At 69.4% G+C, this 13,513-nt stretch carries 13 protein-coding genes; 10 read left to right on the top strand and 3 right to left on the bottom strand.

The genetic code is table 11. From position 1 onward, the window contains the following. Positions 1–2: 2 nt before the first annotated feature. A complete protein-coding gene (locus TTH_RS04830) occupies positions 3–827 on the bottom strand; it encodes a DegV family protein (protein ID WP_011228319.1) in 825 nt (274 codons plus the stop codon). 1 nt (position 828) lies between these two features. Next, positions 829–1,671 carry a DegV family protein gene (locus TTH_RS04835; RefSeq protein WP_011228320.1) on the bottom strand — a complete coding sequence of 281 codons (843 nt, stop codon included), beginning with the start codon at positions 1,669–1,671 and terminating at the stop codon, positions 829–831. Between the two features lie 86 nt (positions 1,672–1,757). On the opposite strand from TTH_RS04835, the gene serA reads away from it, so the two are divergent. The 4 genes from serA to mpgP all read left to right on the top strand — a co-directional run bounded on the left by serA (position 1,758) and on the right by mpgP (position 5,974). Continuing rightward, complete coding sequence (serA, locus tag TTH_RS04840; protein ID WP_011228321.1) at positions 1,758–3,323, top strand: phosphoglycerate dehydrogenase; 1,566 nt, start codon at positions 1,758–1,760, stop codon at positions 3,321–3,323. A 118-nt stretch (positions 3,324–3,441) separates the two neighbouring features. Continuing rightward, on the top strand, positions 3,442–3,876 hold the full coding sequence (locus TTH_RS04845; RefSeq protein WP_011228322.1) for a GbsR/MarR family transcriptional regulator: 435 nt from the start codon (positions 3,442–3,444) through the stop codon (positions 3,874–3,876). 146 nt (positions 3,877–4,022) lie between these two features. Next, entirely contained in the window at positions 4,023–5,198 is a 1,176-nt protein-coding gene (gene mpgS / locus TTH_RS04850) for a mannosyl-3-phosphoglycerate synthase (RefSeq protein WP_011228323.1), read from the top strand. After that, positions 5,195–5,974, top strand: a complete 780-nt coding sequence (gene mpgP / locus TTH_RS04855) for a mannosyl-3-phosphoglycerate phosphatase (RefSeq protein WP_011228324.1) — start codon at positions 5,195–5,197, stop codon at positions 5,972–5,974. The genes mpgS and mpgP overlap by 4 nt, the downstream gene beginning before the upstream one ends. Here the strand turns inward: mpgP and TTH_RS04860 are convergent. Further along, positions 5,946–7,319 carry a PucR family transcriptional regulator gene (locus TTH_RS04860; protein ID WP_164926049.1) on the bottom strand — a complete coding sequence of 458 codons (1,374 nt, stop codon included), beginning with the start codon at positions 7,317–7,319 and terminating at the stop codon, positions 5,946–5,948. The two genes, mpgP and TTH_RS04860, sit on opposite strands and share 29 nt — an antisense overlap. A gap of 147 nt (positions 7,320–7,466) precedes the next feature. Between TTH_RS04860 and hpaI the strand changes: the two genes are divergently transcribed. From hpaI to hpaD, 6 genes are read left to right on the top strand one after another with little or no spacing between them, the layout of a single operon-like run. After that, positions 7,467–8,366: a 2,4-dihydroxyhept-2-ene-1,7-dioic acid aldolase gene (hpaI, locus tag TTH_RS04865; RefSeq protein WP_011228326.1), complete on the top strand. Its 900-nt coding sequence runs from the start codon at positions 7,467–7,469 to the stop codon at positions 8,364–8,366. Next, positions 8,363–9,103 (top strand): fumarylacetoacetate hydrolase family protein, encoded by a 741-nt coding sequence (locus TTH_RS04870; protein WP_011228327.1) that lies wholly within the window; start codon positions 8,363–8,365, stop codon positions 9,101–9,103. Before hpaI ends, TTH_RS04870 begins: the two co-directional genes overlap by 4 nt. Further along, a complete protein-coding gene (gene hpaE / locus TTH_RS04875; RefSeq protein ID WP_011173038.1) occupies positions 9,100–10,647 on the top strand; it encodes a 5-carboxymethyl-2-hydroxymuconate semialdehyde dehydrogenase in 1,548 nt (515 codons plus the stop codon). Before TTH_RS04870 ends, hpaE begins: the two co-directional genes overlap by 4 nt. A gap of 12 nt (positions 10,648–10,659) precedes the next feature. Beyond that, positions 10,660–12,105: a 4-hydroxyphenylacetate 3-monooxygenase, oxygenase component gene (gene hpaB / locus TTH_RS04880; protein WP_011228328.1), complete on the top strand. Its 1,446-nt coding sequence runs from the start codon at positions 10,660–10,662 to the stop codon at positions 12,103–12,105. Continuing rightward, positions 12,102–12,551 carry a 4-hydroxyphenylacetate 3-monooxygenase reductase subunit gene (gene hpaC, locus TTH_RS04885; protein WP_011228329.1) on the top strand — a complete coding sequence of 150 codons (450 nt, stop codon included), beginning with the start codon at positions 12,102–12,104 and terminating at the stop codon, positions 12,549–12,551. The genes hpaB and hpaC overlap by 4 nt, the downstream gene beginning before the upstream one ends. Continuing rightward, positions 12,539–13,498 carry a 3,4-dihydroxyphenylacetate 2,3-dioxygenase gene (gene hpaD / locus TTH_RS04890; RefSeq protein ID WP_011228330.1) on the top strand — a complete coding sequence of 320 codons (960 nt, stop codon included), beginning with the start codon at positions 12,539–12,541 and terminating at the stop codon, positions 13,496–13,498. The genes hpaC and hpaD overlap by 13 nt, the downstream gene beginning before the upstream one ends. Positions 13,499–13,513: the final 15 nt, after the last annotated feature.

A 13,513-nucleotide genomic window follows, 5' to 3' on the forward strand; every position in this document is an offset into this window, starting at 1 on the left:
CCTCACCTCCTGGGCCCGGCGAAGGCCGCCACCGTGCCGGGCCCCGTGTGCACGCTCACCGCCGCTCCGGCGGGGAGGACCCCCAGGACCTCAACCCCCTCGGCCTTCAGGGCCTCGCCCAGGGCCTTGGCCCCCTCGGGGTTTTCCGCGTGGGCCAGGTAGACCCGGGCCTCTTTCGGAAAGTCCCGGCGGAAGAGGGCCGCCACCTTGCGTATCCCCTCGGCGAAGCCCCGGACCCGGGGCCCCGGATGGACCCGGCCCTCCCGGACCTCGAGGACGGGAAGGATCCGGAGGAGGCCCCCTACGAAGCGCCGCAGCCCGCCGATCCTCCCGGAGCGGTGGAGGTAGTCCAGCGTCGCGGGAAGGACGTACCCCCGGACCCGCTCGCGGTAAGGGGCGAGGGCCTCCTCCAGGTGCTCCCAGGCCACCCCCTCTTCCAGAAGCCGCCGCGCCCTTTCCAGCACCAGGAGGAGGCCGCCGCTTAGGGACCAGGAGTCCAGGACCTTGACCCGGTCCCCGAAAGCCTGGGCCACCTTTTTCGCGGTGTCCACCGTCCCGGAGAGGAGGCCCGAGACGTGGACGGAGACCACGCGCCCGTGGGTCCTGAGCAACGCCTCGTAAAGCTTCCTCAGGTCCTCCGGGGCCACCTGGCTCGTGGTGAGCCTCTCCCCGCTGCAAAGAAGGCGAAGGACCTCCCCGGGGGCGATCTCCACCAGGTCGCGGAAGGAGCGCCCCCGGTGGAGCACCTGCTGGGGCACCACGTGGATCCCCAGGCTTTTGGCCTCCTCGGGGGAGAGGCCGAGGGTGGAGTCGGCCACGAAGGCCACGCTAGAGGCTGTAGGCGTAGAAGCCATAGGTTCCCGGTCCCGTGTGGCTCGCGATCACCGCGCCGAGCTCGTTCACCAGGGCCTCTTCCACGGGCAGGCCGGAGGCCAGGACCTCTTGGCGGAGCGCCGCCACCGCGTCCTCGTCCCCGCTGTAGAGGAAGTAGGCCCGGATCCGCTTCCGGCCCTCCGCCCAGGCCCGGAAGGCCTTGAGGATCTCCTCCCGGGCCTTTTTTTCCCCCCGGGCGCGGCCTGCGGCCTCCACCCGGCCCTCCTTCAGGGTGAGAACGGGCTTCAGGTTGAGGAGGGTTCCGAGGAAGGCCTGGGCTCCGCCGATGCGTCCGCCCCGCTTCAGAAACTCCAGGGTGGCCACGCTGAAGCGGACGAAGTGGTCCCGGCGGAGGCGCTCAAGCTCGGCGAGGACCGCCTCCAGGCTTTGGCCTTCCTCCAGGAGCTCCTTGGCCCTGAGGACCATCATGCCCACGCCCAGGGAGGCGGCCTGGGTGTCCACCACCGTGACCCGCCCCGGGAACTCCTGGGCGGCCAGCTCCGCCGACTGCACCGTCCCCGAAAGCTTCCCGGAGATGTGGAGGGAGAGGACGTGGTCGGCCTCCTCCAGGGCCTCCCGGTATACCCGGGCGAAGTCCTCGGGGGAGGGCTGGCTCGTGGTGGGGAAGGCCGCGCCCTCCCGGACCTTCTGGAAGATCTCGGTGGGGGTGATCTCCTCCCAGTCCCGGTAAATGGCCCCGCTCAGGTTCACGTAGAGGGGCACCACGCGGACGCCGAGGCGCCCCCTTAGGTCCTGGGGCAGGTCGGAGGTGGAGTCGGTTACAAGGGTAATGCGCATGGCCGCACCTTCGCGAGAGAGGATACCACGGGTGTAGTGTAGGGGGGAAGTTGCCCTGGGCCCCGCTTGGTGCTACTTTTGGCCCTATGTGGAGGGTCCTGGTCTCGGACGACATGCGCCTGGGGGAGGTGCGGTACCCGGGGGTGATCCTGGACTACCGCCCGGGGATCGGCCGGGAGGAGCTTTTGGAGATCATCCCCGCTTACGATGCCCTCATCACCCGAAGCCGCACCCGGGTGGACGCGGAGCTTCTCCAGAGGGGGAAGCGCCTTAAGGTGGTGGGCCGGGGCGGGGTTGGGGTGGACAACGTGGACCTCGAGGCGGCAAGCCGCCTCGGGATCCTGGTGGTGAACGTCCCCGAGGCCAACACCCGCTCCGCCGCCGAGCTCGCCTTCGGCCTCCTCCTCGCCGCCGCCCGGGGCATCGCCCTTTCCGACCGGAAGCTGCGCCAGGGGGAGTGGGACCGGAAGTTCCTGGGGCTTGAGCTCAAGGGAAAGACCCTGGGGATCGTGGGCCTGGGCCGCATCGGCAGCCAGGTGGCCCGCTTCGCCAAGGGGTTTGAGATGCGGGTTCTGGCCTACGACCCCTACATCCCCAAGGCCCGGGCGGAAAGCCTCGGGGTGGAGCTTTTGGAAAACCTCGAGGACCTTCTCCGGCAGAGCCACTTCCTCACCGTCCACACCCCCCTCACCGAGGAGACCCGGGGGATGATCGGCCGGAGGGAGCTCTACCTGCTTCCCCGGGGGGCGGTGGTGGTGAACGCGGCCCGGGGCGGGATCATAGACGAGAAGGCCCTCCTCGAGGTCCTGGAGGAGGGCCACCTCTTCGCCGTGGGCCTGGACGTCTTCGCCGAGGAGCCGCCTCCCAAGGACCACCCCCTCATCCACCACCCCAGGGTGGTCCACACCGCCCACCTGGGGGCGAACACCCTCGAGGCCCAGGAAAGGGTGGGGGAGGCCATCTTGGAAAGGGTGGTGCGCACCTTGGAGGGGGACCTCTCCTACGCCCTGAACACCGGGTTTGACCCCGAGGCCCTGGAGGCCTTGAAGGGCTTCCTCCCCCTGGGGGAGGCCTTGGGCAAGCTCCTCGCCCAGATCACCCGGGGCCGCCCCGAGGCCCTGGAGGTGCGTTTCCTGGGCCAGTTTGAGAAGGATCCCGAGCCCATCGCCAGCGCCGTGGCCAAGGGCCTCCTCGCCCGGGTCCTGGGGGAGGGGGCGGTGAACCTGGTCTCGGCGAGGCCCCTCCTCAAGGACCGGGGCATCCACCTCACCACCCTGCGCTCCGAGGAGGCGGGGGAGTACACCCGGCTCGTGGAGGCCAGGCTCTCCACCGACCAGGAGGAGCGGCGGGCCCGGGGGGTGGTGATCGGGGGAAGGCCCCGCCTCGTGGGCATTGACGACTACGCCCTGGAGGTGGTGCCCGAGGGGTACATGCTGGTCTGCGTCAACTACGACCGCCCCGGGGTGGTGGGCCAGGTGGGGACCCTCTTGGGGGAGGCGGGGGTGAACATCGCCGGGATGCAGCTCGGGCGGGACGTGCCGGGCGGCCGGGCCCTCTTCGTACTCACCGTGGACCAGAAGCCCTCCCCCGAGGTCCTGGAGGCCTTGAGGGCCCTTCCCGTCTTGGAGCGGGTGGACCTGGTGGAGCTGTAGCCGCAAGGGGAGAGAAAAAGCACGAGCGGGAGTAATCGTGAAGTTTATCACATATCGCCCCTCTGAGTTCCGAGTGTTCACACTTGACCAAACTTTCCGAACCTTCTATCCTGCGGGCGTGGACCCTCACCTCGCCCGCTGGGTGGAAGAGGCGGCCCGCCTCTTTGAGGCCGGGGGCGTACCCCGGATGGCGGGCCGGGCCCTGGCCTTCCTCCTGGTGGCCGACCCCCCCGAGCCCACGGCCAAGGAGGTGGCCCAGGCCCTGGGGGTGAGCAAAGGGGCCCTGAGCCCGGCCCTGGGCTATTTGGTGCGCCTTCACCTCGTGGAGCGGTTCCGCCGCCCGGGGGAGCGGGCCGACCGCTACACCGTGCGCCCCGGGGCCTGGCGGCGGATCCTGGAGGAGCAGGCCAGGATGCTGGGGCGCTTCCGGGAGCTTGCGGAGCGCGGCCTGGCCCTCGTCGGGGAGAACCCCCGGTTGCGGGAGGTGCGGGACCTCTACGCCTTTTTGGAGAGGGAGTTTCCCCTCCTGCTCGCCAAGCTGGAGGAAGGATGACCCTTCTCGGGCTTGCCTGGCGCAACCTCCTCCGCACCCCGGGGCGGAGCCTCACCACCGGGTGCGCGGGCGTTTAGCGGGGAGAGAAGTCACAAGCCGAATAAATCGTGAATAAAATCACTAGGAGAGCCTTGTACACTGGGGGCATGCGTCTGGAGATTCCCAACCACACCGAGCGCTTCGGCGTCGTCCGGCTCCACGAGGTGCAACGCATTTTGGAGCTGGACTCCGGGCGCGTGCGGGACGAGTCCCCGGCCGTGGGGCTCCGCCGGCTGGACGACGCCGACCTCAGGGACGTCCTGGAGCAGACGGCCATCGTGGTGCCCACGCGGAACGAGCGCCTGAAGCTCCTGGAAGGCGTCCTCTCCGGGATCCCCCACGAGGCCCTCATCCTCGTGGCCTCCAACAGCAGCCCCGACCGCTTCCAGATGGAGCGGGACCTCCTGGAGGAGTTCGCCCACCTCACCGAGCGGCCGGCCCTCATCTTCCACCAGAAGGACCCCGCCCTTGCCGAGGCCCTGCGGGCAGGGGGCTACCCTCACCCCATTGGGGAGGATGGCCTCGTACGGAGCGGGAAGGCGGAGGGGATGATCCTGGCCTTGGTCTTCGCCGCCCTTTCCGGCAGGCGCTACGTGGGCTTCATTGACGCCGACAACTACTTCCCTGGGGCCGTCTGGGAGTACGTCCGGGCCTACGCCGCGGGCTTCCTCATGGCCAAGACGCCCTTCGCCATGGTGCGCATCCTCTGGCGCTACAAGCCGAAGCTCACCGAGGACGAAGGGGTGGTCTTCCGCCGCTACGGCCGGGTCTCCGAGCGGAACAACCGGGCCCTCAACCAGCTCATCGGCGGCGTGAGCGGCTTTGAGACGGACGTGGTCAAGACGGCGAACGCCGGGGAGCACGCCATGAGCCTCGGCCTGGCCCTCCGCCTCCCCTTGGCCTCCGGCTACGCCGTGGAGCCCCAGGAGTTGGTCTCGCTTTTGGAGCTCTACGGCGGGGTCTTCCCCTTGGAGGACGAGGAGGTGTTGCAGCACGGGGTGGAGATCTTCCAGATTGAGACCCGGAACCCCCACCTCCACGAGAACAAGGGGGACGAGCACATCCGCGACATGCTCCTCGCCTGCCTCGCCACCGTGTACCACTCCAAGCTGGCCACGGAGGAGGTGCGGCAGAGCGTGCTGGAGGAGCTCCAGGCCGCAGGCGCCTTGGCTCCCGGGGAGGAGCCCCCGCCTCCCGTCCTCTACCCGCCCCTCTCCAGCCTGGACCTCCAGGCGGTGCGCAAGGCGCTTCGGGGCCACCTCTCCCGCTTCCGGGTGCCATGATCGTCTTCACCGACTTGGACGGAACCCTCTTGGACGAGCGGGGAGAGCTCGGCCCCGCCCGGGAGGCCCTGGAGCGCCTCCGGGCCCTGGGGGTGCCCGTGGTCCCGGTCACGGCCAAGACGCGGAAGGAGGTGGAGGCCTTGGGCCTCGAGCCCCCCTTCATCGTGGAAAACGGGGGAGGCCTCTACCTCCCCCGCGACTGGCCCGTGCGGGCGGGAAGGCCCAAGGGGGGCTACCGGGTGGTTTCCCTGGCCTGGCCCTACCGGAAGGTGCGGGCCAGGCTAAGGGAGGCCGAGGCCCTGGCGGGGCGGCCCATCCTGGGCTACGGCGACCTCACCGCAGAGGCCGTGGCCCGCCTCACGGGGCTTTCCCCGGAGGCGGCGCGGCGGGCCAAGGCGCGGGAGTACGACGAGACCCTGGTCCTCTGCCCCGAGGAGGTGGAGGCGGTTCTTGAGGCCCTGGAGGCCGTGGGGCTGGAGTGGACCCACGGGGGGCGCTTCTACCACGCCGCCAAGGGGGCGGACAAGGGCCGGGCGGCGGCCCGGCTCAGGGCCCTGTGGCCCGACCCCGAGGAGGCCCGCTTCGCCGTGGGGCTTGGGGACAGCCTGAACGACCTTCCTCTCTTCCGGGCCGTGGACCTGGCGGTCTACGTGGGCCGGAGGGACCCCCCGGAGGGGGTCCTGGCCACGCCGGCGCCGGGCCCCGAGGGGTTCCGCTACGCGGTGGAGCGCTACCTCCTCCCCCGGCTCAGCCGGCGAGGAGGGAGCGGGCCCTGAGGGCCAGGTGGACCCGGGCCAGGGTCTCGGGGGCGCTCAAGGGGCCGATCCGCTCCTCCACCCGCTTCAGGCGGTAGCGGAGGGTGTTGGGGTGGACGTGGAGGGCACGGGCCGCCTCCTCCAGGGTGGCGCTTTCCATGTAGACCTCCAGGGTGCGGAGAAGCTTAGGGGGGAGGGGGAGGAAGCGCTCCACCAGGGCCTTGAGGTCCTCAGGGGATTGCTGCAGGAGGACGAAGGCCACGGGGTCAAGGCCCGCGAAGGAGAGGGCCTCGCCGGGACGGGCGGCCTTGAGGGCGATGAGGGCCTCGCGGTAGGCCTCCTGGACCTCGCCGCCGGCGTGCACCGCCGAGTAGCCCAGGCGGCTTCCTGGGGGAAGGGCCTGAAGGAGGCGCTCCGCCTCCCGCCTCGGGTTGTGCACCTGCCACATGGCGGCCACCCGGTTTCCCCGGGCCGTGAGGAGGTAGGGGACGCCGAGCCGGTCCAGGTAGGCCCCAACGCGGCGGCGGAGCTCCAGGGTGGCCTCCCGCCTCCGCTCTTCCGCCAGGCGGTGCCGCCCCAAGACGGCGGGCGGCTCCACCAGGGCGAGGACCCACTCCACCCCCTCCACGAAGCCGAAGGCGAAGAGCCTTTCCGGGTCGGCCTCGCCCAGGATGAGCCCTTCCAATAGGGCCCCCCCCAGGGTCTCCTCCTGCATGCGCTCCACGCTCCGCTCCCGGGCGCGGAGCCTTAAGAGCCGCGCCGCCACCTCCAAAAGCCCCCAGGCCCGGAGGAGGTCTTCCTCCTCCCCGTAGGCCACGAGGAGGCCCTCCCCCGCCTCGAGGGCCGCCCAGCCCCGCCCCGTCCCCGGCTCCTTGGGGTGCCGGGCGGGGACGGGCCCGGCGAAGCCCAGGACCTCCCCCCAGGGGGCCACGTGGGCCAGGGCGAGCCCCGTGGCCTGGTGCAGGACCTCCAGAAGGGCGCGTTCAGGGAGCTTCAGGAAGAGGTCCAGTAACCCCGCCAGGGCCATCCCGGGGGCCAGGGCGAAGAGGCGGAGGGCGAGGGCCCGCTCCAGGCTTTCCCGCTTGAGCCAGGGGGGGTAGAGGGCGAAGCCCAGGCCCTCCCGCTCGGCGAAGGCCAAAAGCTCGGGGTCCGGCTCCGGGAGGAGGAAGCCCGCGGCGTTGCGGTAGCGGTAAAGCCCCTCCTGGGGCCGGAAGAGGAGGAGGGCCCCTTCGGGGGAGAGGAGAGGCCTGGGCGCCGGGAGGAGGTAGAGGACGGGCCGGGGGGAAGGGCGGAGGACCTCGAGGCCCAGCCCCCCCACCAGGGCGTCAAAGGAGGTGTCTTTGGGAACAAAGTTTCCCTCTTTCATTGTTGTTTTCCACGATACCACGGCCCCTAAGGGATGCGGGGGCGGGAGGTTTTGTGCGAAAAGACAAACTCTTCCGCGTTTTTGTCTAAGCCGCCGGTTGCCCCCGGCGGCCCGCCCCCGCATCCTGGGAGGCGAAAGGAGCCCAGCATGTTCCGCGGTTCCATACCGCCCCTACCCACACCCTTTCGGCGCGGCCGGTTGGACGAGGAGGCCCTAAGGCGCCTCGTGGAGCGGGTCGTCCAGGGGGGCTCCCACGGCGTGAGCGTGGGGGGCACCACGGGCGAGCCCGGCACCCAGACCCTGGAGGAGAGGAAGCGGGCCATAGAGGTCGTCCTGGACCAGGTGGCGGGCCGCGTTCCCGTGATCCCGGGGACCGGGGCGCTTCGCCTGGAGGAGACCCTGGAGCTCACCCGCTTCGCCAAGGAGGCCGGGGCCCAGGGGGCCATGGTCATCGTCCCCTACTACGTCAAGCCCAACCAGGAGGGGCTTTACCGCTACTTCGCCGAGGTGGCGAGGACCGTCCCCGACTTTCCCCTCCTCATCTACAACATCCCGGGAAGGGCCGGGGTGGAGATCGCCCCCAAGACCGTGGGGCGCTTGAGGCGGGACTTCCCCAACATCGTGGGCCTCAAGCACTCCTCCAAGGACCTGGAGTACCTCTCCCACCTCTTTTTGGAGGCGGGGCGGGACTTTCTCGTCTTCTGCGGCCTGGAAAGCCTCACCCTCCCCATGATGAGCCTGGGGGCGGTGGGGACCATCGCCGCCACCGCCAACTGGCTCCCCAAGGAGGTGGCCCTCCTCTGCGAAAAGGCCCTCGCCGGGGACTACCAGGGGGCGCGGGAACTCCACTTCCACCTCCTCGAGGCCAACGAGGCCATCTTCTGGGACACGAACCCCATCCCCTTAAAAACCGTCCTCTCCTGGATGGGGCTACTGGAAAAGGAGTGGCGGCCCCCCTTGGGCCCCACCACCCCGGAGGTGGAGGAGAGGCTCAGGCGGATGGCCGAGCGCTACGGCCTCCTCCCCAAGGAGAAGGAGGCGGCGTGAAGCTCGCCCGGTTTCTCGCCAAGGGAAGGGTCCACCAGGGGGTTTACCGGGAAGGCCTCCTCCTGGACGAGGCGGGGGAGGCCCACAGGCCCGAGGACGTCACCTGGCTCCTCCCCTTCACCCCGGGGAAGATCCTGGGCGTGGCCTTGAACTACGCCGATCACGCCGAGGAGCTCGGCCTCTCCCGCCCCGAGGAGCCCGCCCTCTTCTGGAAGCCCAACACGAGCCTCCTCCCCCACAAGGGGGTGGTCCTCTACCCCAAGGGGGCGAGGTTCGTCCACTACGAGGTGGAGCTCGCCGTGGTGGTGGGCCGCCCCATGAAGCGGGTGAGGGCCAAGGACGCCCTGGACTACGTCCTGGGCTACACCATCGCCAACGACCTCGTGGCCCGGGACTACGTGACCAACACCTTCCGCCCCCCCATCCGGGCCAAGGGGCGGGACACCTTCCTCCCCCTGGGGCCCTTCCTCGTGGTGGAGGAGGTGGAAGACCCCCAGGACCTTTGGCTTCGGGCCTACGTGAACGGGGAGCTCAGGCAGGAGGGGCACACCTCGAGGATGCTCTACTCCGTGGCGGAGCTTCTGGAGTTCATCTCCGAGTTCATGACCCTGGAGCCCTACGACGTCCTCCTCACCGGCACCCCCAAGGGGATCAGCCAGGTGCGGCCCGGGGACGTGATGCGTTTGGAGATTGAGGGCCTTGGGGCCCTGGAGAACCCCATAGAGGAGGAGCCATGAGGTACGCGGACCGGGTGGCCGGGATTTCCTGGGAGACGATTGAGGAGGTGCGCCGGCGCCTCAAGGAAAGGCCCGCCCTCCACTTCATCGCCGGGGAGTTCGTTCCCTCGGAAAGCGGGGAGACCTTCCCCTCCCTAGACCCCGCCACGAACGAGGTCTTGGGCGTGGCGGCGAGGGGCGGGGAGAGGGAGGTGGACCGGGCGGCCAAGGCGGCCCACGAGGCCTTCCAAAGGTGGAGCCGCACCAAGGCCAAGGAGAGGAAGCGCTACCTCTTGAGGATCGCCGAGCTCATAGAGAAGCACGCGGACGAGCTCGCCGTGATGGAGTGCCTGGACGCGGGGCAGGTCTTAAGGATCGTCCGGGCCCAGGTGGCCCGGGCGGCGGAGAACTTCGCCTTCTACGCCGAGTACGCCGAGCACGCCATGGAGGACCGGACCTTCCCCGTGGACCGGGACTGGCTCTACTACACCGTGCGGGTTCCCGCGGGGCCCGTGGGGATCATCACCCCCTGGAACGCCCCCCTGATGCTCTCCACTTGGCGCATCGCCCCCGCCTTGGCCTTTGGGAACACCGTGGTCCTGAAGCCCGCGGAGTGGAGCCCCTTCACCGCCACGAAGCTCGCGGAGATCCTAAAGGAGGCGGACCTCCCCCCGGGGGTCTTCAACCTGGTCCAGGGCTTTGGCGAGGAGGCGGGGGCGGCCTTGGTGGCCCACCCCCTCGTCCCCCTCCTCACCCTCACCGGGGAGACGGAGACGGGGAAGATCGTCATGCGCAACGCCGCAGACCACCTCAAGCGCCTCTCCCCGGAGCTCGGCGGCAAAAGCCCCGCCCTGGTCTTCGCCGACGCCGACTTGGAGAGGGCCCTGGACGCCGTGGTCTTCCAGATCTTCTCCTTCAACGGGGAAAGGTGCACGGCAAGCTCCAGGCTCCTCGTGGAGGAGAAGATCTTTGAGGACTTCGTGGGGAAGGTGGTGGAAAGGGCCAGGGCCATCCGGGTGGGCCACCCCCTGGACCCCGAGACCGAGGTGGGGCCCCTGATCCACCCCGAGCACCTCCAAAGGGTCCTGGGCTACGTGGAGGCGGGGAAGCGGGAAGGGGCGAGGCTCCTCGTGGGCGGGGAGCGGGCCAAGACCTCCTTCCGGGGGGAGGACCTCTCCCGGGGGAACTACCTCCTTCCCACGGTTTTCGTGGGGGAGAACCACATGAAAATCGCCCAGGAGGAGATCTTCGGGCCCGTCCTCGTGGCCATCCCCTTCAAGGACGAGGAGGAGGCCCTAAGGAAGGCGAACGACACCAAGTACGGCCTTGCCGCCTACGTCTTCACCCGGGATCTGGAAAGGGCCCACAGGCTCGCCTTGGAGCTCGAGGCGGGGATGGTCTACTTGAACAGCCACAACGTCCGCCACCTGCCCACGCCCTTCGGCGGGGTGAAGGGAAGCGGGGACCGGAGGGAGGGCGGCACCTATGCCCTGGACTTCTACACCGACCTCAAGACCATCGCCCTTCCCCTCCGCCCCCCGCACGTGCCCAAGTTCGGGAAGTAAGGGAGGTAGCCCATGGCAAGGACCGGAGCGGAGTACATCGAGGCCTTGAAGACCCGTCCCCCCAACCTCTGGTACAAGGGGGAGAAGGTGGAGGACCCCACCACCCACCCCGTCTTCCGGGGGATCGTGCGCACCATGGCCGCCCTCTACGACCTGCAGCACGACCCCCGCTACCGGGAGGTCCTCACCTACGAGGAGGAGGGGAAGCGGCACGGGATGAGCTTCCTCATCCCCAAGACCAAGGAGGACCTGAAGCGGAGGGGGCAGGCCTACAAGCTCTGGGCCGACCAGAACCTGGGGATGATGGGGCGGAGCCCCGACTACCTCAACGCCGTGGTCATGGCCTACGCGGCGAGCGCGGACTACTTCGGAGAGTTCGCCGAGAACGTCCGGAACTACTACCGGTACCTCCGGGACCAGGACCTCGCCACCACCCACGCCCTCACCAACCCCCAGGTGAACCGGGCGAGGCCTCCCTCGGGCCAGCCCGACCCCTACATCCCCGTGGGGGTGGTGAAGCAGACGGAGAAGGGGATCGTGGTCCGGGGGGCCCGGATGACGGCCACCTTCCCCCTGGCGGACGAGGTCCTCATCTTCCCCTCCACCCTCCTCCAGGCGGGAAGCGAGAAGTACGCCCTGGCCTTCGCCCTTCCCACCTCCACCCCGGGCCTCCACTTCGTCTGCCGGGAGGCCCTGGTGGGCGGGGACAGCCCCTTTGACCACCCCCTCTCCAGCCGGGTGGAGGAGATGGACTGCCTGGTGATCTTTGACGACGTCCTCGTCCCCTGGGAGAGGGTCTTCATCCTGGGGAACGTGGAGCTCTGCAACAACGCCTACGCGGCCACGGGCGCCCTGAACCACATGGCCCACCAGGTGGTGGCCCTGAAGACGGCGAAGACCGAGGCCTTCCTTGGGGTGGCGGCCCTCATGGCCGAGGGCATCGGGGCGGACGTCTACGGCCACGTGCAGGAGAAGATCGCCGAGATCATCGTCTACCTCGAGGCCATGCGCGCCTTCTGGACGAGGGCGGAGGAGGAGGCCAAGGAGAACGCCTACGGCCTCTTGGTCCCGGACCGGGGCGCCTTGGACGGGGCCAGGAACCTCTACCCGAGGCTTTACCCCAGGATCCGGGAGATCCTTGAGCAGATCGGGGCTTCCGGCCTCATCACCCTCCCCTCGGAGAAGGACTTCAAGGGGCCCCTCGGCCCCTTCCTGGAGAAGTTCCTCCAGGGGGCGGCCCTCGAGGCCAAGGAGCGGGTGGCCCTCTTCCGCCTGGCCTGGGACATGACCCTCTCCGGCTTCGGGGCGAGGCAGGAGCTCTACGAGCGCTTCTTCTTCGGCGACCCCGTGCGCATGTACCAGACCCTCTACAACGTCTACAACAAGGAGCCCTACAAGGAGAGGATCCGCGCTTTCCTCAAGGAAAGCCTCAAGGTCTTTGAGGAGGTCCAGGCGTGAAAGAGGCCTTCAAGGAGGCCCTCGCCCGCTTCGCCAGCGGGGTCACGGTGGTGGCGGCCAGGCTTGGGGAGGAGGAAAGGGGGATGACGGCCACCGCCTTCATGTCCCTAAGCCTCGAGCCCCCCCTCGTGGCCCTGGCGGTGAGCGAACGGGCCAAGCTCCTCCCCGTCCTCGAGGGGGCGGGGGCCTTCACCGTAAGCCTCCTCCGCGAGGGGCAGGAGGCGGTCTCCGAGCACTTCGCGGGAAGGCCCAAGGAGGGAATCGCCCTGGAGGAGGGGAGGGTGAAGGGGGCCCTCGCCGTCCTCCGCTGCCGCCTCCACGCCCTCTACCCCGGGGGGGACCACCGGATCGTGGTGGGCCTGGTGGAGGAGGTGGAGCTCGGGGAGGAGGGGCCTCCTTTGGTCTACTTCCAAAGGGGCTACAGGAGGTTGGTATGGCCATCGTGAGGGTGGGGTTTGTGGAACTTTGGGTGCGGGACCTGGAGAAGAGCCTGGAGTTCTACCAGGGGCTTCTGGGCTTCCGCCTGGAGCACCGGGAGAAGAAGGCGGCCTACCTCCGGGGCTACGAGGAGCTGGAGTGGAGCCTCAAGCTCACCGAGGCCCCCTTCCCCGCGGTGCGCGCCCTGGGCTTCAAGGTGGACTCGGAAGAGGGCGTCCGGGCCCTCCAGGACCTCGCCGCCAAGGAGGGGTGGCCCCACCGCCTCGAGGCGGACTGGGGAAGGCCCGAGGTCCTGAAGGTGCAGGACCCCTTCGGCTACCCTCTGGCCTTCTACTTCAAGGCGGAGAAGCTTCCCCGGGTCCTTCAGCGCTACCACGAGTACAGGGGGCCCGGGATCCTGCGCATAGACCACCTCAACGTCTTCTCCCCCGCGGTGGGGGAGGCCACGCGGTTCTACCAGGAGGTCTTCGGCTTCCGCCTCACGGAGTACACGGAGGACGACGAGGGGAGGCTTTGGGCGAGCTGGCTCCACCGTAAGGGCAACGTTCACGATATCGCCTTCACCAACGGGGAAGGCCCCAGGCTCCACCACTTCGCCTACTGGCTTCCCGACCCCCTCGCCGTGCTGAAGGCGGCGGACATCCTGGCGGGGGCCATGCGCACCGACCAGATTGAGCGGGGCCCCGGGCGGCACGGGATCTCCAACGCCATGTTCCTCTACCTCAAAGACCCCGACGGACACCGCATAGAGCTCTACACCTCCGACTACCTCACCGTGGACCCCGACCACCCCCCGGTGCGCTGGAGCCTGAACGACCCCCGCCGCCAGACCCTCTGGGGGCACCGCACGCCCAAGAGCTGGTTCCTGGAGGGGAGCGTACTGCTGGACCTCGAGGAAAACCCCGTGCCCACGCGCCCCTCGGTCCTGCAGGGCCTCCCCGAGCACGTGACTTGACGGGAAAAAGGTCCC

It is taken from the genome of Thermus thermophilus HB8, from assembly GCF_000091545.1.
In the GTDB taxonomy this organism is placed as follows: domain Bacteria; phylum Deinococcota; class Deinococci; order Deinococcales; family Thermaceae; genus Thermus; species Thermus thermophilus.